The following is a 24,911-nucleotide window of genomic DNA, read 5'->3' on the forward strand; positions in this document are numbered from 1 at the left end:
CTAGCGCTTGGCGAAAACCGTGCGGTGCCATTCCTTTTCGGCCACGCCGGTGATGTCGCTCATCACGTGCTTGATGGTGAGGTACTCCTCGAGCGAGTACTGGCTCATGTCCTTGCCGAATCCGGACGCACCGACGCCGCCGTGCGGCATCTCGCTGATGATCGGAATGTGGTCGTTGATCCACACGCAGCCCGCATTGATCTCCCGCGACGCACGCTGCGCCCGGTACACGTCACGAGTCCACGCCGAGGCCGCCAACCCGTACGCGGTGTCGTTGGCCTGACGCAGCGCGTCGTCGTCATCGGTGAACGAGCGCACGGTCAGGACGGGTCCGAAGATCTCGTCGCGATACACCTCTGATTGCTCGTCGACGTCGGCGATCACCGTCGGCAGGTAGAAGGAACCGGGCAGATCGGGTGCGGCCCCGCCGGCGACGACGCGGCCACCCTGACCGGGCGCACGCTCGACCATGCCCGCGACCTTGGCGCGGTGCGCCATCGAGATCAGCGGGCCGAGGTCAGTGTTCGGATCCTGCGGGTCGCCGACGACGACCTTGGAGAACAGCTCGCCGACGCCCGCGACGAAGTCGTCGTACAGCTCGCGCGCCACGATCGCGCGTGTCGCCGCCGTGCAGTCCTGGCCGGTGTTGATCAACGCCCCGGCCACCGCGCCCTGGATCGCGGCATTCAGATCAGCGTCATCGAAAACCACGAACGGCGCCTTGCCGCCCAACTCCAGCTGGGTGCGATGACCGTGCACAGCGGCGGCGGCCATCACCTTGCGGCCCACCGGCGTTGACCCCGTGAACGTCACCACGTCGACGTCGGGGTGCCCGGCCAGCGCCGTGCCCACGTCGCCGCCCGCACCCGTGACGACGTTGAACACTCCGTCGGGCACACCCGCCTCGCTGGCCAGCCGCGCCAGCGTCAGCGTCGTCAACGGCGTCAGCTCAGCGGGTTTGATCACGACGCTGCACCCGGCGGCCAACGCGGGCAGCACTTTCCACACCGCCATCTGCAGTGGGTAGTTCCACGGGGTGATCGTCGCGACGACGCCGACGGCCTCGCGCCGGATGCTCGAGGTGTGATCACCGGAGTACTCGGCGGTCGCCTTGCCCTCGAGATGGCGTGCCGCTCCTGCGAAGAACGAGATGTTGTCGATGCTGCCCGGCACGTCGAACTCGGTGGCCAACCGCACCGGCTTGCCGGTCTGGCTCACCTCCTCGGCGACGATCTGCTCGGCGTTGGCCTCGACCAGTTCGGCGAGTTTGGCGAGCACCCCCGCACGGTCCACGGGAGTGGCCGTCGCCCAGTCGCGAAGCGCCGCGCGGGCGGAGGCGACGGCGCGGTCGACGTCGGCGGGCGTTGCGAGGGTCATCTCGGCGACGGTCGCGCCGTTGGCCGGATTGATCACCTGATGCGGGGCTCCGCCGGTGACCACCGGGGCTCCGTCGATCCAGCTGCTCGCCACGTTCGTGGACACAGTGTTGGGAGAAACCACAGTCATGGGCCAAATTTAGTCCACCCCGACCGGTGAAGCTACGTATTCCCGCAGCCCGAGGGGTCCACAACGCGTGATTTCATGGTTGTAGTTGCCTGCCACGACGGATTCCGTGCACAATCTTGGGCATGGCTAACCCGGGTCTCGGACCCGTATCGTTCCGCGTCAACCAATCCAGGCCTGGCGCGGCGTTCCAGCTTGACGACCTGTCGAAGCAGATTATCGAGAAGTTGCAGCAGGACGGCCGTCGTTCCTATGCCGGCATCGGCAAGGCGGTCGGCCTCTCTGAAGCCGCGGTCCGTCAGCGCGTCCAGCGGATGGTCGATGCGGGCGTCATGCAGATCGTGGCGGTCACCGATCCGATGCAGCTGGGGTTCGCCCGCCAGGCGATGATCGGCATCAAATGCACCGGGGACACCACCCGCGTCGCCGAGAAACTGGCTGCCATCGAATCCGTCGACTACGTCGTGCTCACTGCGGGCTCGTTCGACGCCATCTGTGAGGTCGTCTGCGCGGACGACGACGATCTACTCGACCTACTCAACACCCAAATCCGAGCACTACCGGGAGTGATATCCACCGAGACACTCGTTTACCTGAAACTCGTTAAACAGCAATACAATTGGGGCACAAGATGACCGCTACCGATATCACTTCAGATCTCTCAACCGACCTCGGCGCCAAGGCCAACCGGCACCTGTGGGGGCACTTCGCCCGCCACGGCGCAGGTATCACGCCGCCGATCATCACCCGCGGCGAAGGCGTCACCATCTGGGACGACAAGGGCAAGAGCTACATCGACGGCCTGTCGGGGCTTTTCGTCGTCCAGGTCGGCCACGGCCGCAAAGAACTCGCCGAGGCCGCCGCGAAGCAGGCCGAGACGCTGTCCTTCTTCCCGCTGTGGTCCTACGCCACGCCGCCCGCCGTCGAGCTCGCCGAGCGCATCGCGGGTTACGCACCAGGCGATCTCAACCGCGTCTTCTTCACGACCGGCGGCGGCGAGGCCGTCGAATCGGCGTGGAAGCTGGCCAAGAACTACTTCAAGCTGACGGGCAAACCCAGTAAGTACAAAGTGGTTTCGCGGTCGATCGCCTACCACGGCACACCGCAGGGTGCGCTGGCGATCACCGGCCTGCCCGTGTTCAAGCAGCCGTTCGAGCCGCTGACGCCAGGCGGCTTCCGGGTACCGAACACCAACTTCTACCGCGCGCCCGCGCCGTACGACACCGACATCAAGGCGTGGGGCGAGTACTGCGCGGATCGCATCGCCGAGGCGATCGAGTTCGAGGGCCCCGACACCGTCGCCGCCGTCTTCCTCGAGCCGGTGCAGAACGCAGGTGGCTGCTTCCCGCCGCCGCCCGGGTACTTCGAACGCGTCCGCGAGATCTGCGACGAGTACGACGTGCTGCTGGTGTCCGACGAGGTGATCTGCGCGTACGGCCGCATCGGTTCGATGTTCGCGTGTGACGACTTCGGCTATGTGCCCGACATCATCACGTGCGCAAAGGGTTTGACGTCGGGCTACTCGCCGATCGGTGCGATGATCGCCTCCGATCGCCTGTTCGAGCCGTTCAACGACGGCAAGACGACGTTCGGCCACGGCTATACGTTCGGCGGTCATCCGGTGTCGTCGGCGGTAGCGCTGGCCAACCTCGACATCTTCGAGCGCGAAGGTCTCAACGACCACGTCAAGCAGAACGCCCCTGCGTTCCGCGCGACGCTCGAGAAGCTCTACGATCTGCCGATCGTCGGCGACGTTCGCGGCGAAGGGTTCTTCTACGGCATCGAGCTCGTCAAGGACAAGACCACCAAGGAGACCTTCAACGACGAGGAGAGCGAACGGCTGCTGCGCGGCTTCTTGACTCCCGCGTTGTTCGACGCGGGCCTGTACTGCCGCGCCGACGACCGTGGCGACCCAGTCGTGCAGTTGGCGCCGCCGCTGATCAGCGGGCAGAAGGAATTCGACGCGATCTACGAGATCCTGCGCGGGGTCCTCGAGGAAGCCAGTCGGCTGCTGTAGGCGCTCGAGCGGTGACTTCGAAAACGCGCAAGCCGCCGATCGACCCTGTTCGCTGGACCCCGCCTCCGGTCGATCCGTTGCCGGATTTTCCGGCTGCGGAACTGACTGTGGTCCCGGTTGGCGGCGACGCGCCCGAGGATGTGGTCGTCGACGCTGACGGCCACATCTGGGCGGGTCTGATCGACGGCAAGATCGTGCGCATCGCCCCGGACGGCGGCGAGGTGGTGGTGGTCGCGCAGATCGACGGCCGACCGCTCGGCATGCATGTCGCCCGCGACGGCCGCATACTGGTGTGCAGTAGTCCGGGCGGCCTGCTGGCGCTCGACCCGGCGACCGGTGCCGTGGAGACGCTGGTCGCAGAGGTCGACGGTCGGAAGCTGATGTTCTGCTCGAATGTCACCGAATTAGCTGACGGCACAATCTATTTCACGGAGTCCACCAGCGCGTTCACCTACGAGCACTTCCTCGGGCCCATCTTCGAGGCGCGCAACCGCGGCAGCGTGTTCCGACGCGATCCCGACGGGACGGTGCTCACCGTCGCCGCCGGTCTCTACTTCGCCAACGGCATCACGCCGACGGCCGACGGGTCCGCGCTGGTGTTCGCCGAGACGCAGGCGCGGCGGCTGTCGAAGTACTGGCTCACCGGCGACAAGGCGGGCACGGTGACGGCGCTGGCGGTCAATCTGCCGGGCAGCCCGGACAACTTGTCGACGGGCGCCGACGGAAGAATCTGGTGCGCGATGGTGACAGCCATCAATCCCGTTGCGGAGCTATTGCCGAGGACTCTGCCCGCGATACGCAAGCTGCTGTGGCGGCTGCCCGACCGGCTGCAGCCGAAGATCAAGCCAGTGGTGTGGGCGGTGGCATTCGACCCGGATACGGGCAACCCCGTCGCGGGAGTGCGCACCGAGCATCCCAGTTTCGGCCTGGTGACGGGGCTGGTTGAAGCCGACGGCAAGCTGTGGATGGGCTCGATCGGCGGCCCGGCCGTCGCGTACGTCGACCTGGCGGCGACGGCGCTGCGCTGAAACCCGCCGCTCGTCATCGCTATCAACGTTCTGCTGGGCACTTCTGCTGCAGCTCGTGGACAGCGACGCATATGCCACTCCCACCGAGTCACATTTGAAACATCAATCACAGCTGTCACAGCGCGCCTCCCGGCAAACCCGCTCGTGAAGACCTAATCTGCGCTCACCATGGGGAATGTTCGAACCGCGTCTCGCGCTGCGGCCCTGTCGGCGGCGCTGGTCTTGGCACTGTCCTCGTTGGTCTCCCCCGCGATCGCGTCCGCCCAGCCCGACGCCGCGCCGGACACCAACGCCTGCCCGTACAAAGAGACGACGCCGCCGGCCGTCGACGCGTCCGAGGTTCCCAAGCCCGGCCAGAGTCCGCCCGCTCCGCTCCCCGTCCCGGCCAAGCCGATGGGCGGTGACGCGCTCGCCGGTTGCGGCGTCATCACCGCGCCCGGCACACCGCCGGTGCCCAACGACATCTCCGCCGAGGCGTGGCTGGTCGCCGACCTCGACACCGGCGAGGTCATCGCCGCCAAGGACCCGCACGGACGTCATCGCCCCGCGAGCATCATCAAGGTCCTCGTCGCGATGCAGGCCATCAAGGACCTGCCGATCCACAAGGTCGTGGCGGGCACCGCCGAGGATGCCGCGCAGGAGGGCACCAAGGTCGGCGTCGGCGAGAACGGCCACTACTCCATCAACGACCTGCTGCACGGGCTGCTGATGTACTCGGGCAACGACGCGGCCTTCGCGCTGGCGAGACAACTCGGTGGGATGGACGCCACCCTGGTCAAGCTCAACGACCTCGCGAAGAAACTCGGCGGGTACGACACGCGGGTGGCGACGCCGTCCGGCCTCGACGGCCCCGGCATGAGCACGTCGGCGTACGACATGGCGCTGTTCTACCGATACGCCTGGCAGAACCCGATTTTCGCCGACATCGTCAGCACCCGCACCTTCGACTTCCCCGGCCGCGGGGACGCCGGCTATCCGATCGAGAACGACAACAAGCTGCTGCTCAACTATCCAGGCGCCCTCGGCGGCAAGACCGGCTACACCGACGACGCGGGCCAGACGTTCGTCGGGGCGGCCGAACGTGACGGCCGCCGTCTGGTGGCGGTGCTGCTGCACGGCACCCGCCAGCCGATCGCGCCCTGGGAGCAGGCGGCGCATCTGCTGGACTACGGCTTCGCGACCCCGCCGGGCACCCAGATCGGCACACTGGTCGAACCCGACCCCTCACTGGTCGCGCCGAAGCTCGAGACCGCCGCAGGCGCCCCCGGTGTCAACGCTGCACCGATGCTGTCCGACGTCGATGCCACGCCCGTGCGCGTCGGGGTCGGCATCGTCGGTTCGATCATCGTGTTCGGGCTCATCATGACGGCCCGCTCGCTGAACCGCCGCCCCCAGCACTAGCGCTTGCGCAACCGCGAAAGGCTCAGCGCGCCAAGGGCCCCCACCGCCACTGCGGCGAGCGTCCCGCCGACACCCAGGCCCTCACGGAACTGCACGCGCGGAGCGATCTGCGCGGGGCCGGGGGGGTCGACCGGCGCGGCCTCCAGGTTGTCCTGCGCCGTCGCGGCCCATGCGGTGGCGAACAGGATGAGCCGCGCGGTGATGTAGGCGAACACCATCAGACCCAGCACGGGGCCGAACGTCGCTCCGGCGGGCCCGGTGACCACCGACCGCAGGTAGAACGATGCCACCTGTTTGAAGATCTCGAAGGCCACCGCGGCCATCAGCCCCGCCCGCAGCGCGCTGCGGAAGCTGACCGACTCGCGGGGCAGCCGCGCGATCATCCACGTGAACAACAGCCAAGTGATGAGCACCGACACCACGAACGACACCACCCGCAGCGCAAAACTCACGCCCGGAAGGTCTTGCAGCCCAAACCATTCCAGCACCTGCTCCATCGGCTTCGATCCGCTCAGCACGGTGAGCCCGATGGTGAAGACGAGTGCGAGAAACAGGCCGACCATTGCCGTCAGGTCCGACAATTTGGTGAGGACAAACCCTTTGGACTCGCGCCGGGCCATCCCCCACATCTGGCTCAGCGCTTCGCGCAGGTTCGCCATCCAGCCGAGGCCCGCCCACGCGGCCGTGGCGAGGCCGATGATCCCGACGGAGGTGCGCGAGTTGATCGCCGAGTTCATCAGCTCGATGAGTTGGTTTCCGATGTCGCCGGTCACCGACGCCTTGATCCGGTCCTGGATGTCGGCGAGCAGTTCGGGCTGGCTCACGAGGATGAAGCCGCCGATTGCGAAGCCGACCATCAGCATGGGGAACAGCGCGAAGATCGTGAAATACGTGATGCCTGCGGCGTAGAAGTCGCCCTTGCTGTCCTGATACCGCTCCTGGGCGCGCATCACGTGGTCGAACCAGTGGTACTTCGCGCGATAGCGATCGAGAATCCCGGGTTTGCTCTCCGAGGTGTCCGGCTGGACCGGAGGTGTCATTCAAGCCCCCTACGGCGCGAGGAGAAACCCTAACCGGTCGTATACCCGTCGCAGCGTCTTCGCAGACACGTCTTTGGCCCGCTCGGCGCCGGCCGCCAGCACCGACTCGAGTTCGGCGGGGTCGGCCAGCAGTTCGTCGACGCGCTCCTGGATTGGGCGGACGAACTCGACGACGGCGTCGGCGGTGTCGACCTTGAGGTCGCCGTACCCGCGCCCGGCGTAGCTCTCGGCGAGCTTCTCGACGTCGACACCGGTGATCGCGGACTGAATCGTCAGCAGGTTGGAGACACCGGCCTTGGCGACCGGGTCGTAGCGGATCTCACGCTCGCTGTCGGTCACCGCCGAGCGGATCTTCTTCGCGGTCTTCTTCGGATCGTCGAGCAGGTTGATCAGCCCCGCCTCGGTGGCCGCGGACTTGCTCATCTTCGATGTCGGGTCGGCCAGGTCGTAGATCTTGGCGGTGACCTTCTGGATCATCACCTCGGGGACCACGAAGGTGTCGGGGAAACGGGCGTTGAACCGCTGCGCGACGTCGCGGGCCAGTTCGAGGTGCTGACGCTGGTCCTCGCCGACGGGCACCAGCTCGGTGTCGTAGAGCAGGACGTCGGCGGCCATCAGCACCGGGTACGTGAAGAGCCCGACGGTGGTGGCGTCACTGCCCTCCTTCTGCGACTTGTCCTTGAACTGGGTCATCCGCGATGCCTGGCCGAAGCCGGTGAAACAGCCGAGCACCCAAGCCAGTTCGGTGTGTGCGGGCACGTGGCTCTGCACGAAGATCGTGCTGCGCGACGGGTCGATGCCCAGCGCGAGGTACTGCGCGGCGGTGACCAGCGTGCGCTGCCGGAGCCGCTCGGGGTCCTGCGGAATCGTGATCGCGTGCAGGTCGACCACGCAGTAGAACGCATCGTAGGAGTCCTGCAGACCCACCCACTGCTTGATCGCACCCAGCGCGTTGCCGAGATGCAGGGAGTCAGAGGTCGGCTGGACGCCGGAGAACACGACGGGGCGGGAGTTGCTCATGATGGGTCAATCTTGGCACGCGTCACCCAATGGATTTCTGGGCGCTCTGGTCCCGCGACTGCTCCAGCGCCCTGCGGGCGAACACCCACCGTTCGGTGATCGCCAGCTGGCCCCGGCCCCGGCCCAGGAAGGTGATGAACCAGGAGTACACGGCGACGATGCGGTTGCGGCTGCCCACGAGGTAGTACAGATGCAGCCCCAGCCAGGCCAGCCAGGCCAGGAAGCCGCCGAACTCGATCTTGCCGATCTGGCATACCGCGCTGAACCGCGACACGGTGGCCATGCTGCCTTTGTTGAAGTACTTGAACGGCTTTCGGTCGGCCGGCTGCGCGCCCTTGAGCTCCGCCTTGATCTGCTTGGTGGCGTAAACCGCGCCCTGGATCGCCCCCTGGGCCATCCCCGGCACACCAGGCACGCTCATCAGGTCGCCGATGACGAAGACGTTTGGATGGCCCTTGACGGTGAGATCGGGTTCGACGACGACACGGCCGGCCCGGTCGACCTCGGTGCCGTCGGACTGGTCCGCGATCAGCTTGCCGAGCGGGCTGGCCTGCACCCCGGCGGACCACACTTTGACCGCGCACTCGATTCGGTGCTCCTCGCCGTCCTCTTTCACCGTCAGGCCCATGTAGTCGACGTCGGTGACCATCGTGTTGAGCTTGACCTCGACGCCCATCTTCTCGAGCCGGCGCTGCGCCTTGAGCCCGAGCTTCGGCCCCATCGGCGGCAGCACCGCGGACGCGGCCTCGATGAGGATCACCCGGGCATGGGTCGGGTCGATGCTCCGGAACGCGCCCTTCAACGTCCGGTCCGCGAGCTCGGCGATCTGGCCGACGACCTCGACGCCGGTCGGTCCCGCACCTACGACGACGAACGTCAGCCGGCGCTTGCGCTCCTCCTCAGACGTCGTCACCTCGGCCGCCTCGAAGGCGCCGAGGATCCGCCCCCGCAGCTCGAGCGCGTCGTCGACGGTCTTCATCCCGGGGGCGAAGGCCTCGAAGTGGTCGTTGCCGAAGTAGGACTGCTGCGCACCGGCGGCCACGATCAGACTGTCGTACGTCGTGACGCGCTCCCAGTCGAGCAGTTTGGAGGTGACGGTCTTCTTCTCGAGGTCGATCCCGACCACGTCGCCGAGCAGCACTTGGGTATTTCGCTGCTTACGCAAGATGATTCGCGTCGCGGGCGCGATCTCGCCGACCGACAGGATGCCTGTGGCAACCTGGTAGAGCAGCGGCTGGAACAGGTGGTGGGTCGTCTTCGCGATGAGTGTGACGTCGACGTCTGCGCGCTTGAGACCCTTCGCCGCGAATAGCCCTCCGAAACCGGACCCGATGATGACGACGCGATGGCGCCGGCCGGCGTTGTTGTCGACGGTCATTCACGGACCTTAGCCCGAAAATTCGACCGTCACCGGGGCGTGGTCAGACCAGCGCAGCGCGTAGGCCGCCGCGCGCTCGACCCGGGCCGACACTGCACGCACCGCCAGCTCCGCGGTGGCCAGGTGGTAGTCGATACGCCAGCCGGCGTCGTTGTCGAATGCCCGGCCGCGCCACGACCACCAGCTGTACGGCCCCGCGACGTCGGGGTGCAGCGCGCGGACCACGTCGACCCAGCCGGACGCCAGCAGCTCGGACAGCCAGGCCCGCTCGCTGGGCAGAAAGCCTGACTTCTTCAGGTTGCCTTTCCAGTTCTTGATGTCCGCCTCGGTGTGCGCGATGTTCCAGTCGCCGCACAGGACCGCGTCGCGGCCAGCCGCCTGCAGCGCCGCCATCCGCGCCCCGAGGGTCGCCATGAACCGCTCCTTCTCCAGCTGGCGCGGGGTATCCGCCTCACCGGTCTGGATGTACAGGCTGGCAACGGTCACACCCGCGGTGTCGGCCTCCAGATACCGTCCGTGCGAACCGAATTCGTCGGATTCGATCAGCCGGCTCGCCTCGATCGGATGGCGCGACAGGATCGCGACGCCGCTGCGCCCCTTGATGTGTGGTTCCGCCGACGCGAGGTGCCAACCGTCGGCCAGTGCGGGCGCCAGTGCGGTCGCGAGCTGCTCGTCGTCGGCGCGTGTCTCCTGCAGGCACACCACGTCGGCGGTGGTGTCGGCGAGCCAGGGCAGCAGTCCGAGGTTTTCCGGCGAGCGTTGTTTGATCGCTGCGCGGATGCCGTTGACGTTGATGGTCGAGACGATCAGCGAAGACACGAGGTCAGACCCTATCGAGCCGCTCCAGCTCACCTCTGCGCGAAATAGCGTTCCGGGTCGCTGGGCCGCCCTTTTCACAGCCCTGGCGTCACGTTCGTTCGAGGGCCGCTTGCGGTACCGGCGGTATCACCTTAGTGTCGGGCAGATGATCGAGCGCGCACCGATACACCTGGGATCAGGTGAGCCGATGCTTTTGCTGCATCCCTTCATGATGTCCCAGAACGTCTGGAAAGGCGTCGCCCCACTGGTTGCTGACACGGGTCGCTACGAGGTGCTCGCGCCCACCATGCCCGGCCACAACGGCGGCATCAAGGGCAGGTTCTTCCTGGACACCCCCGAGCTGGCCGACGACATGGAACGCCGGATGGACGCCCTCGGCTGGGACACCGCCCACATCGTCGGCAACTCCCTCGGCGGCTGGGTGGCGTTCGAGCTGGCGCGCCGCGGCCGGGCCCGCACGCTGACGGGCATCGCACCGGCCGGCGGCTGGACCCGCTATACCCCCGCGAAGTTCGAGATCGTGTTCAAGTTCGTCGCGGGCCTGCCGGTCTGGCTGACGGCGAAGGCGCTGGGCCAGCGCTCGCTGCGGTTGCCGTATGTCCGCCAGGTCGCGTTCGTGCCGATCAGCGCAAGGGCCGACCGGCTCAGCGACGAGCAGTGGTTCGACATCATCGACGACGTCACCCACTGCCCGGCGTACTACCAGCTACTGGTCAAGTCGCTGTTGATGCCCGGCCTGATGGAACTGGCCGAGGCGAAGACGCCAACGCATCTCGTCATCTGCGAGAAGGACAGGGTGTTACCGCATCCGCGGTTCACCCGGCACTTCACCAGACACCTGCCAGAGTCCCCACAGGTGACGCATCTCGACGACGTCGGGCACATCCCGATGTTCGAGGCGCCGCGCAAGATCGCCGACCTGATCGTCGAGTTCACCGATCGCTACGCGGCGCCAGCCCGAGACGACAAACCGAGCCAGGCCATCGGCTAGGCCCGAGCGGACTCCAGCACCGAGTTGAACGTCTTGCTCGGCCGCATCACCGCCGTGGTCTTCTCGGGATCCGGGTAGTAGTACCCGCCGATGTCGACCGGATCGCCCTGTACCTCAGCGAGTTCGGTGACGATGGCGTCCTCGTTCTCGGCCAGCGACTTGGCCAGCGCGGCGAAGTGGTCGGCCAGCTCCTTGTCCTCGGTCTGCTGGGCGAGTTCCTGCGCCCAGTACATCGCGAGATAGAACTGGCTGCCCCGGTTGTCGAGCTCGCCGGTCTTGCGCGACGGCCCCTTGTCGTTTTCCAGCAGTTGGCCGATCGCTGCGTCCAGTGTGGTCGCGAGCAGGGCGGCGCGCTTGTTGTCGTTCTTGCGGCCGATGTCCTCGAAACACGCTCCCAGCGCGAGGAATTCGCCAAGCGAATCCCACCGCAGATGGTTCTCCTCGACCAGCTGCTGCACGTGCTTGGGGGCCGAGCCACCCGCGCCGGTCTCGTACATGCCGCCGCCGGCCATCAGCGGCACGATCGACAGCATCTTGGCGCTGGTGCCCAGCTCCAGGATCGGGAACAGGTCGGTCAGGTAGTCGCGCAGGATGTTTCCGGTCACCGCGATGGTGTCCTGTCCGCGGGTCACCCGCTCGAGCGTGTACCGCATCGCCCAGACCTGCGGCATGATCTGGATCTTCAGACCGTCGGTGTCGTGGTCCTGCAGGTAGGCCTTCACCTTTTTGCGAAGTTCCATCTCGTGCGGGCGCTCGGTGTCCAGCCAGAACACCGCTGTCATGTCCGACGCGCGAGCCCGGGTGACGGCCAGCTTGACCCAGTCGCGGATCGCCGCGTCCTTGACGACCGGCATCCGCCAGATGTCGCCCTCTTCGACGTTCTGCGACATCAGCACCTCGCCGGTGTCGATGTCGACGATGTCCGCGACGCCGTCCTCGGGGATCTCGAATGTCTTGTCGTGGCTGCCGTATTCCTCGGCCTGCTGTGCCATCAGGCCGACGTTCGGCACCGTACCCATGGTCGTCGGATCGAACTGGCCGTTGGTCTTACACCAGTTGATCATCTCCTGATAGATGCGCGAGAACGTCGACTCGGGGTTGACGGCCTTGGTGTCCTTGGTCCGTCCGTCGGCGCCGTACATCTTGCCGCCGAGGCGGATCATGGCGGGCATCGAGGCGTCGACGATCACATCGCTGGGCGAGTGGAAGTTGGTGATGCCCTTGGCCGAATCCACCATCGCGAGCTCGGGCCGGTGCTCGTGGACGTCGTGAATGTCCTGAATGATCTCCTCACGCTGCGACGAGGGCAGCGCCTCGATCTTGTTGTACAGATCGACCATTCCGTTGTTGACGTTGACGCCCAGCTCGTCGAGCACCTTCTGGTGCTTGGCGAACGCCTCCTTGTAGAACACCTTCACGCAGTGACCGAATACGATCGGGTGGCTGACCTTCATCATGGTCGCCTTGACGTGCAGCGAGAACATCACGCCGGTCTTGTAGGCGTCCTCGATCTGCTCCTCGTAGAAAGCCACCAACGCCTTCTTGCTCATGAACATCGAGTCGATGACGTCACCGTTGTCCAGCACCGTCTCGGGCTTGAGCACAATCGTGTTGCCGCTCTTGGTTTTCAGCTCCATCCGGACCCGACGGTCACGGTCCAGCGTCATCGACTTCTCACCGTGGTAGAAGTCGCCGCGCTTCATGGTCGCGACGTGGGTGCGCGACGCCTGCGACCACTGGCCCATGCTGTGCGGGTGCTTACGCGCGTACTCCTTGACGGCCTTAGGCGCGCGGCGGTCTGAATTCCCTTCGCGCAGAACGGGGTTGACGGCGCTACCCAGCACCTTGCCGTAGCGCCGGTTGAGTTCCTTCTCCTCGTCGTTCTTGGGCTGCGCCGGATAGTCGGGCACCGCGTAGCCCTTCTCCTGCAGCTCCTTGATCGCGGCGTAGAGCTGTGGGACGGACGCGCTGATGTTGGGCAGCTTGATGATGTTGGTGTCGGGCTCATGCGTCAGCGTGCCGAGCCTGCCCAGGTTGTCGGGCACGCGCTGTTCTTCGGTCAGGTAGTCGCCGAACTCGGCCAGGATGCGGGCCGCGACCGAGATGTCGCTGGTTTCGATGTTGATGCCCGCCGGGTCCGCGAACGTCCGGATGATCGGCAGAAAGCCATAGGTCGCAAGCAGCGGCGCCTCGTCGGTCAGGGTGTAGATGATGGTCGGCTGCTTGTCGCTCATATGTGTCTCCCGGCGCTATTGATCTGTAGTCGGCTATCAGTATCGCGTCAGCTATGACGCTACGCCCGAGGTGGGGTTCTCATCAGGGCTCCCACCGCCGCATCCGGACCTGCCGGGGTCTGCAAATTAGGTACATCCACCCCATGACCGGTAGCGGCTGGTCGGGCGACCATTTCCTGGTGGCCGGCGACTCCGAAAAGGTCCGTTGGCACGCCGTCGAGATCGTGCGATACTCTGTCCTCGGTCATGAGCGCCAGCGTCAAGCCCCGGCTTGCTGGCCGGCAACCCTCCAACCGCGGTGGGGTGCCCCGGGTGATGACCAGGTTGAGTAGCCATTAGGACGGGTTACCGGCAAGCGCGGGTCCGCTGGGCGGGCCCCCTGACAGACAGATGGAGGGCCGTGCCATGAGCACGTCAGACGACCCCACCCAGAACTGGGCATTCGAAACCAAGCAGGTCCATGCGGGCCAGACCCCGGACATCGCGACGAACGCGCGGGCGTTGCCGATCTACCAGACGACGTCGTACACGTTCAACAGCACCGAGCACGCCGCGGCGCTGTTCGGCCTCGCCGAGCCGGGCAACATCTACACCCGGATCATGAACCCGACGCAGGACGTCGTCGAGCAGCGCATTGCAGCCCTCGAAGGCGGCGTCGCGGCGCTGTTCCTGGCCTCCGGTCAGGCCGCCGAGCACTTCGCGATCCTCAACCTCGCCAACGCGGGCGACCACATTGTGTCCAGCCCGCGCCTGTACGGCGGCACCTACAACCTCTTCCACTACACGCTGCCCAAGATCGGCATCGAGGTCAGCTTCGTGGAGAACCCCGACGACCTCGAGTCGTGGCGTGCGGCGGCGCAACCCAACACCAAGGCGTTCTTCGGCGAGACGATCTCCAACCCGCAGAACGACATCCTCGACATCCCCGGCGTCGCCGCGGTCGCGCACGACGTGGGCGTCCCGCTGATCGTCGACAACACCGTCGCCACCCCGTATCTGATCCAGCCGCTGGCGCACGGTGCCGACATCGTCGTGCACTCGGCGACCAAGTACCTCGGCGGACACGGCGCGGCGATAGCCGGCGTGATCGTCGACGGCGGCAAGTTCGACTGGACCAACGGCAGGTTCCCCGGCTTCACCGAACCCGACCCGAGTTACCACGGTGTGGTGTTCGCCGAACTCGGTCCGCCCGCGTTCGCGCTGAAGGCACGCGTGCAGCTGCTGCGCGACCTCGGGTCGGCGGCCTCGCCGTTCAACGCGTTCCTGGTGGCGCAGGGACTGGAGACGCTGAGCCTACGCATCGAGCGGCACGTGCAGAACGCCCAGCGCGTCGCCGAGTTCCTGGACGCACACGAGGACGTCGTCTCGGTGAACTACGCCGGGCTGCCCAGCTCGCCGTGGTACGAGCTCGGAAAGAAGCTGGCGCCCAAGGGAACCGGTGCGGTGCTGGCCTTCGAGCTTGCCGGCGGCATCGACGCGGGTAAGGCATTCGTGAACGCGTTGACGTTGCACAGCCACGTCGCCAACATCGGCGATGTGCGGTCGCTGGTCATCCACCCAGCGTCCACGACGCATGCCCAGCTCACCCCCGAGGAGCAGTTGGCCACCGGTGTGACACCGGGACTCGTGCGGCTGGCGGTCGGCATCGAGGGCATCGATGACATCCTCGCCGACCTCGAGCAGGGCTTCGCCGCGGCCAAGCCGTTCAACTCCGCGGAATCTGCGGATCCCAAGGCCACGGCAGCGTTCTGATGACGGTTCTGGACGTGCGAACGGCGACCCTCCCCGCCGAGGGAGAGGTCGGTTATGTCGACATCGGCGATCTGACGCTGGAGAACGGCGCGGTCATCGACGACGTCACCATCGCCGTGCAGCGGTGGGGCGAGCTGTCACCGAGCCGCGACAACGTCGTCGTCGTGCTGCACGCGCTCACCGGCGACTCGCACATCACGGGTCCCACCGGGCCCGGCGACGAGACCGAAGGCTGGTGGGAAGGCGTCGCCGGCCCCGGCGCGCCGATCGACACCACCCGCTGGTGCGCGATCGCCACCAACGTGCTCGGCGGCTTCCGTGGCTCGACCGGTCCGAGCTCACTGCACCCGGACGGAAAGCCATGGGGCTCACGGTTTCCCCTGATCTCCGTGCGCGACCAGGTAGAGGCCGACATCGCCGCGTTGAAGGCGCTGGGCATCACCCGGGTCGCCGCGGTCGTCGGCGGTTCGATGGGCGGCGCGCGGGCACTCGAGTGGATCATCGGCCATCCCGACACGGTGCGCGCGGCGCTGGTGCTGGCGGTCGGGGCGCGGGCTACGGCCGATCAGATCGGCACCCAGAGCACGCAGATCGCGGCCATCAAGTCCGACCCGAACTGGTGCAACGGCGACTACTACGGCACGGGCCTCTCGCCGGACACCGGGATGCAGATCGCCCGCCGGTTCGCGCATCTGACGTATCGCGGCGAGACCGAACTCGACGATCGGTTCGGCAACGACCCGCAGGGTGATGAAGACCCGGGGCGGGGTGGCCGCTACGCGATCCAGAGCTACCTCGAATACCAGGGACGCAAGCTGTTGGCGCGGTTCGATGCGGGCACCTACGTGACCCTCACCGAAGCGCTGTCCAGCCACGACGTGGGACGCGATCGCGGCGGCATCGAGGCCGCGTTGCGCAGCTGCCCGGTGCCCGTGGTGGTCGGCGGTATCACCTCGGACCGGCTGTATCCCTTGCGGCTGCAGGAGGAATTGGCGGCGCTGTTGCCGGGTTGTACGGGATTGAACGTGGTCGACTCGATCTACGGCCACGACGGATTCCTTGTCGAGACGGAGGCGGTGGGCGAGTTGATCCGCAAGACGTTGGAGTTGGCTTCACGCTCATGACTCGTAGCCAGCAGCGCTCTCTGTCCTTCGGTGCAGAAGCCGCGGCGTACGAGCGCGGTAGACCGTCGTATCCACCGGAAGCGATCGACTGGCTGCTCCCTGCCGACGCCCGCGATGTCCTCGATCTCGGGGCGGGCACGGGCAAGTTGACGACGCGGTTGGTCGAGCGCGGACTGGACGTCATCGCCGTCGACCCGATTCCGGAAATGCTTGAACTGCTCAGCAATTCGCTGCCCGACACGCCCGCACTGCTGGGCACCGCCGAGGAGATTCCGCTGCCCGACGACAGCGTCGACGCGGTGCTTGTCGCGCAGGCGTGGCACTGGTTCGACACCGAGCGCGCCGTCAAGGAGGTGGCGCGGGTGCTGCGGCCCGGCGGCCGGCTGGGCCTGGTGTGGAACGCCCGCGACGAGCGGATGGGCTGGGTCAAGGATCTCGGCAAGATCATCGGCCACGAGGACGCCCACTTCAACGAGAAGACGTCACTTCCTGACGTGTTCACCGACGTCGAACATCACCGCGTCGACTGGACGAGTTACCTGACGCCGCAGGCACTCATCGACCTGGTCGCCTCGCGCAGTTACTGCATCACGTCGCCGGAGAAGGTGCGCACCCGCACCCTCGACCGGGTCCGTGAGCTGCTCGCCACCCACCCCGCGCTGGCCAACTCCAACGGCCTGGCGCTGCCGTATATCACGGTGTGCACGCGCGCCACGCTGTCCTGAGATCAGAGCCCCCTGTTCGCGATCTCGGATCAGAGCGAACCGAACCAGCGAGTCAACGCTGCACGCAGCCGGTCGGCGTCGCAGTCGCCGAATTCGTCTGCGGCCCAGGCTACATAGCCGTCGGGCCGGATGAGCATCGCGGCGGCGGGTGGGTCGCTCATCGCCGCCGTCACCACGTCGATACGTTCTGTCCAGCCATCAGCCACCGGACTCACCGCACCCCCGGACAGATCGACCAAGACGGGGCGCGCCGCGTGCAGAAGGTCGGCGACGCGCGCGCCGTCGTCGAACACGAGATCGGGCACCATCAGGCCGGACAGCGGATGAGAATCGCCGACGTCGTAGCGGATATCCGAGCCTGCCAGCAACCGGGCAAGGTGAGCGGACACCTCCGGAATGTCAGCGAGCTCGCCGAAAAGCGAACGCAGGGCGTTGACTTCGGGCCCCGGAGCCGCGAGGGCCAGCTGTGCCCGCGAATGCATCATCACACGCTCCCCTACCGGATAGCGTTCGGTCTCGTAGGTGTCGAGCAGGCAGTCGGGAGCCCAGCCGTTGACGACGCCCGCGAGTTTCCAGCCGAGATTGACCGCGTCCTGCATACCGAGGTTCAACCCCGGACCACCCATCGGCGAGTGCACATGCGCGGCATCCCCCAGCAGAAGCACCCGCCCTGCGCGATACGTCTCGGCCTGGCGCGAGTTCGTTCCGTCCAACCGCCGCAACGCATGTACGCCTGGGCGCTTCGGAACCTCGATCGGAACGTCGACACCGACAAGTCGACGGACGCTGGCGCGAAGTTCGTCGAACGTCATCGCGCCCTTCGCACTGCCCGGTGTCCAGCCGTACTCCATCGTGCCGAGCAGCGGGCGGTCCGGCTCGAGCGGCACCAGGATCAGCGTCCCGTCGCCGAACCTGTTCGTCCCGAACGGGAGCAGGCCGTAGCCGGGAATCAAGTAGCCGCGACCCGGGATCAGCGACTCTTCAGGAAATTGGACGTGCGCCAACCGGCTCACAACGGGAGATGTGTAACCGGGAAATCCGATACCCAGACTCTTGCGCACGGTGCTGTGCCCACCGTCGGCGCCGATGAGGTAGTCGGCTTCCAACCGATAGCCGCCGCCATCGGAATCAACTGCCACCGCCACTTTCTCACCGCTCGTGTCGATTTCGGCCAGCCGATGACCCCATCTGATGTCGACACCGAGATCAAGAGCTCGCTTCTCGAGCAGGCGGACCAACCGCGGCTGGGCGATGAGAAGCGCGTACATCGGATTGTCATCGATGTTGAGGAAGCTGAGTGGCATGCCCGCGAAGTGCCACCCGAAAACCGGCTTCGGCGGGCCGTCATCACCGCCGAACGCATGGTAGAGCCCACGCATGTCCAGCTGTCGAACAACCTGTCCAGCAAGGCCGTTGGCCTTGGGCTCGTCGCTGGGTCCGGCTAGTTGGTCGAGCACCACCGGGCGCACGCCGGCGAGCGCAAGCTCACAGGCGAGCATCAGCCCGTTGGGTCCGGCACCGACGATGGCGACATGGGTATGGCTATCGCTCATGAATTCCTCCTCCGCGGTTCGGGCAGCCCGACGGACACCTGCGCGAAGCCCTCGCGGATCAGCTCGGTGACCGCGACGGGCGGGTCGGCGCGCACGTACATCTCCGTCGCCGCGTCACCGACCGCCCGCACGACCGCAGCGACGAGACGGGGATACATGTCCACCTCAGGGTCGGTGCCGGTGCGCTCGGCAACCGCCTGAGTCCATTCGTCGAACAGGTCCTTTGAGACGGCATCGCGAATCTCGGTCCGCATCAACAGTTTCCGGATCTTGGCGAGGTCCTCGCGGCTGGCGGCCTGCTTCTCAGCATCGCGAAAGTCGTCTTCGAGCGGCGTGAGCACCGACTCGGTGATCGATGTCCACAACGGCTCGTCGGCGGGACGTGCACGCAGCTCGGCGATGCTGCGCCGCAGGCGTTCGGTCTGGCGGTACGCCAGAGCCTCGTACTTTCCCGTGAAGTAATTGTTGAACGTGCGTAACGACACACCCGCCAGATCGGCGATCGCCTCGCGCGTCACCACCTCGAAGTCGCCCTCCAACGCCAGCTTCAGTGCGGCGTCACTGAGCGCGCGCCGGGTGTCGAGTTTCTTGCGCTCCCGAAGTCCGGTCATACAGCCAAGGTAAAGAATTTTTGCCTGCCGTGCAAGATTGCCTGATGAGCAAGATCTTCGCTTCGCTAGCTGGTGCCCAACGGGTCGATCGTCCAGGCGATGTACAGGATGGTCGCGCTGACGCTGGCGGTGGTGGCGACGTCGATGGCGCGGCTGCGGACCGCGAGCAGCCCGGCCCGGTCCTCGGGCAGGGTGAGCCGGAGCACCGAGGCGACAGCCACCCCGATGGCCAGCACCAGCGCCCCGCGGCGCCAGTACCCGGCGATCACCAGCGCGAATGCCGCGATCAGGATCACGCCGGGCAGCAGGATGGGCCACTGTCGACGGACCTTGCGCGCGAACTCCCGCAGCGTCACGTCGCTGCCAGCGCCTCTGCCCGCTCGACGACGTTGGTGAGTAGGAACGCCCGGGTGAGCGGCCCGACCCCACCGGGATTGGGCGACACGTGACCCGCGACGTCCCACACGTCGGGGTGGACGTCGCCGACCAGCTTGCCGTTCTCGTCGCGGGCGACCCCCACGTCCACCACGGCCGCACCGGGGCGCACCATGTCCGCGGTCACCAGGTGCTGTACACCGGCCGCGGCGACGATGATGTCGGCCTGTTTGGTGAGGCTGGGAAGATCACGAGTTCCGGTGTGGCACAACGTGACTGTGGCGTTCTCGGACCGACGGGTCAGCAGCAGGCCCAGCGGCCGCCCGACTGTCACACCGCGGCCGATCACGACGACGTGCGCGCCGGCGATCTCGACGTCGTAGCGACGCAACAGGTGCACGATGCCGCGCGGCGTGCACGGCAGCGGCGCCGGCTCGTTGAGCACCAGCCTGCCCAGATTCGTCGGGTGAAGGCCGTCGGCGTCCTTGCCGGGGTCGATCCGTTCCAGCGCCGCGTTCTCGTTCAGGTGCTTGGGCAGCGGCAACTGCACGATGTAGCCGGTGCACTCGGGGTTGGCATTCAGCTCGTCGATGGTCTCGTCGAGCTTGGCCTGGCTGATGTCGGCGGGTAGGTCGCGCCGGATCGAGTTGATGCCGACCTTGGCGCAGTCCGCGTGCTTACCCCGCACATACGCATGTGACCCGGGATCGTCGCCGACCAGCACCGTTCCGAGTCCCGGAGTGTGGCCTGCGGCGGTCAGCGCCGCGACCCGCTCCTTGAGGTCGACGAAGATCTCGTCGCGCGTGGCCTTACCGTCCAAAGTGATCGCACCCACGGCAGCAAGTCTGACACGTCGTGTGGCAGGCTCCCGGGTATGAACACACAGCCCAATGTGTTCACCCCGGCCAAGCTCGGCCCGGTGACGCTGCGCAACCGAATCATCAAGGCCGCGACGTTCGAGGCTTCATCGCCCGACGCGCTCGTCACCGACGACTTGATCACCTATCACCGACTGCCCGCCGCCGGCGGCGTCGGGATGACGACCGTCGCCTACCTCGCGGTGACGCAGGGCGGCCGCACCGAGGGCAACGCGATCTGGTGGCGTCCCGAGGCCATGCCCGGGCTGCGGAAACTGACGGACGCGATCCACGCCGAAGGTGCGGCGATCAGCGCGCAGATCGGCCACGCCGGCCCGGTGGCAAATGCCCGCTCGACCAAGGCGACGGCGTACGCGCCGGTGCGATTCTTCAACCCGATGTCGATGCGCTTCGCCAGGAAGGCGTCGCGCGATGACATCAACGACATCATCGAGGCGCACGCCAACGCCGCCCGACTCGCGATCGAGGCCGGCTTCAATGCCGTCGAGATTCACTTGGGGCACAACTACTTTGCGAGCTCGTTCCTCAGCCCGCTGATCAACCGGCGGACCGACGAGTTCGGCGGGTCACTCGAGAACCGCGCCAAGGTGGCGCGCGGCACGGTGATGGCGGTCCGTCGCGCGGTGGAGAGGGAAGGCAATCCGATCGCGGTCACCGCGAAGCTGACCATGGCCGACGGAGTGCGCGGCGGCATCACGGTCGAGGAGTCGTTGCAGACCGCGAAATGGCTCGAGGAGGACGGCGGCCTGGACGCCATCGAGCTCACCGCGGGCAGCTCCCTGGTCAATCCGATGTACCTGTTCCGCGGCGACGCGCCGATCAAGGAGTTCGCGGGCGCCTTCAAACCGCCGCTGCGGTGGGGCATCCGGATGACAGGCAAGAAGTTCCTCCGCGAGTACCCGTACCGGGAGGCGTATCTACTGCGCGACGCCAAGCTGTTCCGCGCCGAGCTCAAGATGCCGTTGATCCTGCTGGGCGGCATCACGAATCGCGAAACGATGGACCTGGCGATGGCCGAGGGCTTCGACTTCGTCGCGATGGGCCGGGCGCTGCTCGCCGAACCCGACCTGATCAACCGCATCAAGGACGACGGTGACGCGCACTCGATCCGATCGCTGTGCACGCACTGCAACAAGTGCATGGCCACGATCTACAGCCACACGCACTGCGTGGTGACGGGCTCGCCCGGCTAGGTCGGCGGGGTCGGCATCTCGATGGGCAGCAGCGGCTGCGCCCCGAACTGCACCACGGGTTCGGTGCGCACCCACTCGTCGGTCTTGATAACCAGAGCCTTGCTGCTGACCGTGTAGGTGGCGCCGTCCTTCTGAGCGAAGAACTCGCCGGGGACGGTGGGCTCGGCGACCACGGTGAGCACCGCGTCCGTGTCGGCCAGCCGCGCTCCGCGGTACTGGTAATGACCGGCCTCGTCGACGCAGATCGCCACGATCGACTGCTCGGTACGGCTGAACGCGACCGCCGTCTGTGGCGCGTCGCAGCGGATCTGGGTGCCGATGAAGCCCCGATCATCTGTGGGATACGTAGGTTCTGCGGCGGCCATCGGCGACGTGATCGTCGCCGCCAGACCCACGGTCACCGCGGCACTCGCCACCAGGCCTACAGGCGCCAAAGACACCATGATCAACGAGACCACGAACGCGGCTGTGACAGCGCACGACTCGCCGATCAGGCCGGCAAATATTTGTGTTTTTGCGCCGAGGTGCGGCGCGACCCGGCCCGCGTAGCGCGACGACGGCGCGGGCAACCACCGAGACGTACGTCGCGATTGGAGTCCTACCGATAGAGTTGGTCGCGATGAGCCGACCAGCCCCGCCCGCGCTGACCGTTCGCTACGACGGATCGACCCGAACCTTCGCGCCGGGGAACGACGTAGTCGTCGGTCGCGACCTTCGGGCCGACATCCGCATTGCACATCCGCTGATCTCCCGCGCCCACCTGGTGTTGCGGTTCGATCAGGGCCGGTGGGTCGCCATCGACAACGGCAGCCTCAACGGGATGTACGTCAACAATCGGCGGGTTTCGTCCGTCGATCTGCACGACGGTCAGCAAGTCAACATCGGCAACCCCGACGGTCCGCAGTTGACGTTCGAGATCGGGCGGCACCAGGGCGCCGTCGGCCGGACGCCGACGCAATCGGTGCCCATCAGCCTCCACCGCGCCGACACCTCGTACCCCACCGCCCAGGGGCAACCACAGATCTCCCGGCCGCAAGCGGTGCCCCCGACCGGCCCGCGCCCGCCGGGATACCCCCCTTCCGGGCCGCAGCCTCAGCGCTACCCCTCGGCGCCGCAGCAACCGGCCGCCCGTAGCGGCGCAGCTGCGTATTCGTCCAGCCCGTCAGCGCCGGTGCGGCCGCCTCAGGTTTCGCAGCCGATGTCGCAACCGGCGCTGGAGTCGGTGACGGCGCTGGGCCCGACGGCTGCCCCGCGTACGCCGGAGGGCAACCTCGCGACGAGCATGCTGAAGATCCTGCGGCCGGGTAAGCCCGCCGCCGCGGGTGTCCCGGGTGCCATCAAGATCGGCCGCGCGACGGACAACGACATCGTCGTCCCTGATGTGCTCGCATCGCGGCATCACGCGACCCTGGTGCCCGTCGCTGGCGGTACCGAGATCCGCGACAACCGCAGCATCAACGGCACGTTCGTCAACGGTGCGCGCGTCGACTCGGCGCTGCTGCACGAGGGCGACACCGTCACGATCGGCAACATCGACCTGGTATTCACGGGCGGCACGCTCACCCGTCGCACCGAGACCGCCGCGGCCACCCAGACGGGTGGCCTCGAAGTACATTCGGTCACCTGGACGATCGAGGGTAACAAGACTCTGCTGGACAGCATCTCGATCGCCGCACGCCCCGGCACGCTCACCGCGGTCATCGGACCGTCCGGTGCGGGCAAGTCGACGTTCGCGAAGTTGGTCGCGGGCTACACCCATCCGACGACCGGCACGGTGACGTTCGAGGGCCACAACATCCACGCCGAGTACGCGTCGCTGCGGTCCAGGATCGGCATGGTCCCGCAGGACGACGTGGTGCACGGTCAGCTGACCGTCCGGCAGGCGTTGATGTACGCCGCGGAGCTGCGGCTGCCGCCGGACACCACGAAGAAAGACCGCGAGCAGGTCGTCATGCAGGTCCTCGAGGAACTCGAGATGACCAACCACCTCGAGACCCGCGTCGACAAGCTCTCCGGCGGCCAGCGCAAGCGCGCCTCGGTCGCCCTCGAGCTGTTGACCGGCCCGTCGCTGCTGATCCTCGACGAGCCCACCTCGGGCCTCGACCCGGCGCTCGACCGCCAGGTCATGACGATGCTGCGCCAGCTGGCCGACGCCGGCCGCGTGGTGCTGGTGGTGACGCACTCGCTGACCTACCTCGACGTCTGCGATCAGGTGCTGCTGCTTGCACCCGGCGGTAAGACCGCGTTCTACGGGCCGCCCAGCGAGATCGGCCCGTCGATGGGCACCACCAACTGGGCCGACATCTTCAGCACGGTCGCAGGCGATCCGGATGCGGCGAAGGCGCGGTACCTCGCCCAGCACGGGCCGCCGCCTCCGCCACCGCCCGCGGAGAAACCGTCCGACCTCGGCGAGCCGACCAAGACGAGCCTGCGCAGACAGTTCTCGACGATCGCGCGGCGTCAGGTCCGACTCATCGTGTCGGACCGCGGCTACTTCATATTCCTGATGTTCCTGCCGTTCATCATGGGTGTGCTGTCGCTATCGGTGCCCGGTGACGTCGGCTTCGGTGTGCCCATTCCCGCCATCAAGGGCGGCCCGGCGCCGAACGAGCCCGGTCAGATCCTCGTGATGCTCAACGTGGGCGCCATCTTCATGGGCACCGCGTTGACCATCCGGGCGCTGATCGGCGAGCGGGCGATCTTCCTGCGCGAGCAGGCGGTCGGCCTGTCGACCACCGCGTACATGCTTGCGAAGATCGCGGTCTTCACGGTGTTCGCGATCATCCAGTCGGCCATCGTCACCGGGATCGCCGTCTGGGGTAAGGGCTGGGGACCTGGCGCCACCGAATCGGGCGTGGTGATTCCCAACCGCAGCCTCGAGTTGTTCATCGACATCGCGGCGACCACGATCGCCGCGGGCATGGTCGGCCTCGCCCTGTCGGCGCTGGCCCGGTCGCAGGAACAGATCATGCCGCTGCTCGTGGTGGCGATCATGTCGCAGCTGGTGTTCTCCGGCGGCATGATCCCGGTGACCGACCGGATCGTGTTGGATCAGCTGGCCTGGTTGACGCCCGCTCGCTGGGGCTTCGCGTCCTCGGCGGCCACGATCGACCTCACCAGACTCGTGCCGAGTCCGCTGTCACCGAACGACTCGCACTGGCACCACACCCCCGGCGCGTGGTGGTTCGACATGGCGATGCTGGCCGTGATCTGCATCGGCTACACCAGCTTCGTGCGTTGGAAGATCCGGTTGTCCGCCGCGAACTGAC

Annotated in this window: 21 protein-coding genes and 1 riboswitch; of the genes, 10 read left to right on the plus strand and 11 right to left on the minus strand. The window is 66.8% G+C overall.

From position 1 onward, the window contains the following. Positions 1-1,506 carry a gamma-aminobutyraldehyde dehydrogenase gene (locus tag G6N43_RS25800; protein WP_083153892.1) on the minus strand — a complete coding sequence of 502 codons (1,506 nt, stop codon included), beginning with the start codon at positions 1,504-1,506 and terminating at the stop codon, positions 1-3. Between the two features lie 122 nt (positions 1,507-1,628). On the opposite strand from G6N43_RS25800, the gene G6N43_RS25805 reads away from it, so the two are divergent. From G6N43_RS25805 to G6N43_RS25820, 4 genes are all read left to right on the plus strand, one after another. After that, positions 1,629-2,138, plus strand: coding sequence for an Lrp/AsnC family transcriptional regulator (locus G6N43_RS25805; protein WP_083153894.1), 510 nt, complete (start codon positions 1,629-1,631; stop codon positions 2,136-2,138). Continuing rightward, positions 2,135-3,520: an aspartate aminotransferase family protein gene (locus G6N43_RS25810; protein WP_083153897.1), complete on the plus strand. Its 1,386-nt coding sequence runs from the start codon at positions 2,135-2,137 to the stop codon at positions 3,518-3,520. Before G6N43_RS25805 ends, G6N43_RS25810 begins: the two co-directional genes overlap by 4 nt. Positions 3,521-3,531: 11 nt before the next feature. Beyond that, positions 3,532-4,548, plus strand: coding sequence for an SMP-30/gluconolactonase/LRE family protein (locus tag G6N43_RS25815; RefSeq protein WP_083153900.1), 1,017 nt, complete (start codon positions 3,532-3,534; stop codon positions 4,546-4,548). A gap of 168 nt (positions 4,549-4,716) precedes the next feature. Continuing rightward, on the plus strand, positions 4,717-5,949 hold the full coding sequence (locus tag G6N43_RS25820; protein ID WP_083153903.1) for a D-alanyl-D-alanine carboxypeptidase family protein: 1,233 nt from the start codon (positions 4,717-4,719) through the stop codon (positions 5,947-5,949). Here G6N43_RS25820 and yhjD read toward each other — a convergent pair. The 4 genes from yhjD to G6N43_RS25840 are packed head-to-tail and all read right to left on the minus strand — an operon-like array spanning position 5,946 to position 10,197. Continuing rightward, the gene (yhjD, locus tag G6N43_RS25825) at positions 5,946-6,989 is read right to left on the minus strand and encodes an inner membrane protein YhjD (RefSeq protein WP_083153906.1); all 1,044 of its coding nucleotides are present in this window, start codon (positions 6,987-6,989) and stop codon (positions 5,946-5,948) included. The two genes, G6N43_RS25820 and yhjD, sit on opposite strands and share 4 nt — an antisense overlap. Before the next feature lie 9 nt (positions 6,990-6,998). Then, positions 6,999-8,009 carry a tryptophan--tRNA ligase gene (gene trpS / locus G6N43_RS25830; protein WP_083153909.1) on the minus strand — a complete coding sequence of 337 codons (1,011 nt, stop codon included), beginning with the start codon at positions 8,007-8,009 and terminating at the stop codon, positions 6,999-7,001. A gap of 22 nt (positions 8,010-8,031) precedes the next feature. After that, the gene (locus G6N43_RS25835) at positions 8,032-9,387 is read right to left on the minus strand and encodes an NAD(P)/FAD-dependent oxidoreductase (RefSeq protein ID WP_083153914.1); all 1,356 of its coding nucleotides are present in this window, start codon (positions 9,385-9,387) and stop codon (positions 8,032-8,034) included. 9 nt (positions 9,388-9,396) lie between these two features. Then, a complete protein-coding gene (locus tag G6N43_RS25840) occupies positions 9,397-10,197 on the minus strand; it encodes an exodeoxyribonuclease III (protein ID WP_083154114.1) in 801 nt (266 codons plus the stop codon). A 154-nt stretch (positions 10,198-10,351) separates the two neighbouring features. On the opposite strand from G6N43_RS25840, the gene G6N43_RS25845 reads away from it, so the two are divergent. Next, positions 10,352-11,197 (plus strand): epoxide hydrolase EphH, encoded by an 846-nt coding sequence (locus tag G6N43_RS25845; RefSeq protein ID WP_083153916.1) that lies wholly within the window; start codon positions 10,352-10,354, stop codon positions 11,195-11,197. Here G6N43_RS25845 and G6N43_RS25850 read toward each other — a convergent pair. Continuing rightward, a complete protein-coding gene (locus G6N43_RS25850) occupies positions 11,194-13,431 on the minus strand; it encodes an NADP-dependent isocitrate dehydrogenase (RefSeq protein ID WP_083153919.1) in 2,238 nt (745 codons plus the stop codon). The two genes, G6N43_RS25845 and G6N43_RS25850, sit on opposite strands and share 4 nt — an antisense overlap. A gap of 242 nt (positions 13,432-13,673) precedes the next feature. Next, a riboswitch (SAM riboswitch) is annotated at positions 13,674-13,795 on the plus strand. Between the two features lie 41 nt (positions 13,796-13,836). Between G6N43_RS25850 and G6N43_RS25855 the strand changes: the two genes are divergently transcribed. From G6N43_RS25855 to G6N43_RS25865, 3 genes are read left to right on the plus strand one after another with little or no spacing between them, the layout of a single operon-like run. After that, positions 13,837-15,183: a bifunctional o-acetylhomoserine/o-acetylserine sulfhydrylase gene (locus G6N43_RS25855; protein ID WP_083154116.1), complete on the plus strand. Its 1,347-nt coding sequence runs from the start codon at positions 13,837-13,839 to the stop codon at positions 15,181-15,183. Further along, a complete protein-coding gene (gene metX, locus G6N43_RS25860; RefSeq protein ID WP_083153922.1) occupies positions 15,183-16,307 on the plus strand; it encodes a homoserine O-acetyltransferase MetX in 1,125 nt (374 codons plus the stop codon). Before G6N43_RS25855 ends, metX begins: the two co-directional genes overlap by 1 nt. Next, entirely contained in the window at positions 16,304-17,032 is a 729-nt protein-coding gene (locus tag G6N43_RS25865) for a class I SAM-dependent methyltransferase (RefSeq protein WP_083153925.1), read from the plus strand. Before metX ends, G6N43_RS25865 begins: the two co-directional genes overlap by 4 nt. Positions 17,033-17,061: 29 nt before the next feature. On the opposite strand, the gene G6N43_RS25870 is transcribed toward G6N43_RS25865, so the two are convergent. The 4 genes from G6N43_RS25870 to G6N43_RS25885 form a co-directional block, all read right to left on the minus strand. Next, positions 17,062-18,585, minus strand: a complete 1,524-nt coding sequence (locus G6N43_RS25870) for an FAD-dependent monooxygenase (protein WP_083153929.1) — start codon at positions 18,583-18,585, stop codon at positions 17,062-17,064. Continuing rightward, positions 18,582-19,196 (minus strand): TetR/AcrR family transcriptional regulator, encoded by a 615-nt coding sequence (locus G6N43_RS25875; protein ID WP_083153931.1) that lies wholly within the window; start codon positions 19,194-19,196, stop codon positions 18,582-18,584. The genes G6N43_RS25870 and G6N43_RS25875 overlap by 4 nt, the downstream gene beginning before the upstream one ends. Before the next feature lie 65 nt (positions 19,197-19,261). Beyond that, positions 19,262-19,552, minus strand: coding sequence for a DUF3017 domain-containing protein (locus tag G6N43_RS25880; RefSeq protein ID WP_083153934.1), 291 nt, complete (start codon positions 19,550-19,552; stop codon positions 19,262-19,264). Next, on the minus strand, positions 19,549-20,406 hold the full coding sequence (locus tag G6N43_RS25885) for a bifunctional methylenetetrahydrofolate dehydrogenase/methenyltetrahydrofolate cyclohydrolase (RefSeq protein WP_083153936.1): 858 nt from the start codon (positions 20,404-20,406) through the stop codon (positions 19,549-19,551). Before G6N43_RS25885 ends, G6N43_RS25880 begins: the two co-directional genes overlap by 4 nt. Positions 20,407-20,445: 39 nt before the next feature. Between G6N43_RS25885 and G6N43_RS25890 the strand changes: the two genes are divergently transcribed. Then, complete coding sequence (locus tag G6N43_RS25890; protein ID WP_083153939.1) at positions 20,446-21,642, plus strand: NADH:flavin oxidoreductase; 1,197 nt, start codon at positions 20,446-20,448, stop codon at positions 21,640-21,642. Here G6N43_RS25890 and G6N43_RS25895 read toward each other — a convergent pair. Next, positions 21,639-22,100 carry a hypothetical protein gene (locus G6N43_RS25895; RefSeq protein ID WP_083154119.1) on the minus strand — a complete coding sequence of 154 codons (462 nt, stop codon included), beginning with the start codon at positions 22,098-22,100 and terminating at the stop codon, positions 21,639-21,641. The two genes, G6N43_RS25890 and G6N43_RS25895, sit on opposite strands and share 4 nt — an antisense overlap. 161 nt (positions 22,101-22,261) lie before the next feature. Between G6N43_RS25895 and G6N43_RS25900 the strand changes: the two genes are divergently transcribed. After that, positions 22,262-24,910, plus strand: coding sequence for an FHA domain-containing protein (locus G6N43_RS25900; protein WP_083153942.1), 2,649 nt, complete (start codon positions 22,262-22,264; stop codon positions 24,908-24,910). Position 24,911 lies beyond the last annotated feature (1 nt).

The sequence above is a fragment of the Mycolicibacterium moriokaense genome, from assembly GCF_010726085.1.
GTDB lineage: Bacteria > Actinomycetota > Actinomycetes > Mycobacteriales > Mycobacteriaceae > Mycobacterium > Mycobacterium moriokaense.

Excerpts from the sequence above, each read along its gene's own strand:
- G6N43_RS25800 (WP_083153892.1), bottom strand. The coding sequence starts at position 1,506 with ATGACTGTGGTTTCTCCCAACACTGTGTCCACGAACGTGGCGAGCAGC.
- G6N43_RS25805 (WP_083153894.1), top strand. The coding sequence starts at position 1,629 with ATGGCTAACCCGGGTCTCGGACCCGTATCGTTCCGCGTCAACCAATCC.
- G6N43_RS25810 (WP_083153897.1), top strand. The coding sequence starts at position 2,135 with ATGACCGCTACCGATATCACTTCAGATCTCTCAACCGACCTCGGCGCC.
- G6N43_RS25820 (WP_083153903.1), top strand. The coding sequence starts at position 4,717 with ATGGGGAATGTTCGAACCGCGTCTCGCGCTGCGGCCCTGTCGGCGGCG.
- yhjD (WP_083153906.1), bottom strand. The coding sequence starts at position 6,989 with ATGACACCTCCGGTCCAGCCGGACACCTCGGAGAGCAAACCCGGGATT.
- trpS (WP_083153909.1), bottom strand. The coding sequence starts at position 8,009 with ATGAGCAACTCCCGCCCCGTCGTGTTCTCCGGCGTCCAGCCGACCTCT.
- G6N43_RS25835 (WP_083153914.1), bottom strand. The coding sequence starts at position 9,387 with ATGACCGTCGACAACAACGCCGGCCGGCGCCATCGCGTCGTCATCATC.
- G6N43_RS25845 (WP_083153916.1), top strand. The coding sequence starts at position 10,352 with ATGATCGAGCGCGCACCGATACACCTGGGATCAGGTGAGCCGATGCTT.
- G6N43_RS25850 (WP_083153919.1), bottom strand. The coding sequence starts at position 13,431 with ATGAGCGACAAGCAGCCGACCATCATCTACACCCTGACCGACGAGGCG.
- G6N43_RS25855 (WP_083154116.1), top strand. The coding sequence starts at position 13,837 with ATGAGCACGTCAGACGACCCCACCCAGAACTGGGCATTCGAAACCAAG.
- metX (WP_083153922.1), top strand. The coding sequence starts at position 15,183 with ATGACGGTTCTGGACGTGCGAACGGCGACCCTCCCCGCCGAGGGAGAG.
- G6N43_RS25865 (WP_083153925.1), top strand. The coding sequence starts at position 16,304 with ATGACTCGTAGCCAGCAGCGCTCTCTGTCCTTCGGTGCAGAAGCCGCG.
- G6N43_RS25870 (WP_083153929.1), bottom strand. The coding sequence starts at position 18,585 with ATGAGCGATAGCCATACCCATGTCGCCATCGTCGGTGCCGGACCCAAC.
- G6N43_RS25875 (WP_083153931.1), bottom strand. The coding sequence starts at position 19,196 with ATGACCGGACTTCGGGAGCGCAAGAAACTCGACACCCGGCGCGCGCTC.
- G6N43_RS25890 (WP_083153939.1), top strand. The coding sequence starts at position 20,446 with ATGAACACACAGCCCAATGTGTTCACCCCGGCCAAGCTCGGCCCGGTG.
- G6N43_RS25900 (WP_083153942.1), top strand. The coding sequence starts at position 22,262 with ATGAGCCGACCAGCCCCGCCCGCGCTGACCGTTCGCTACGACGGATCG.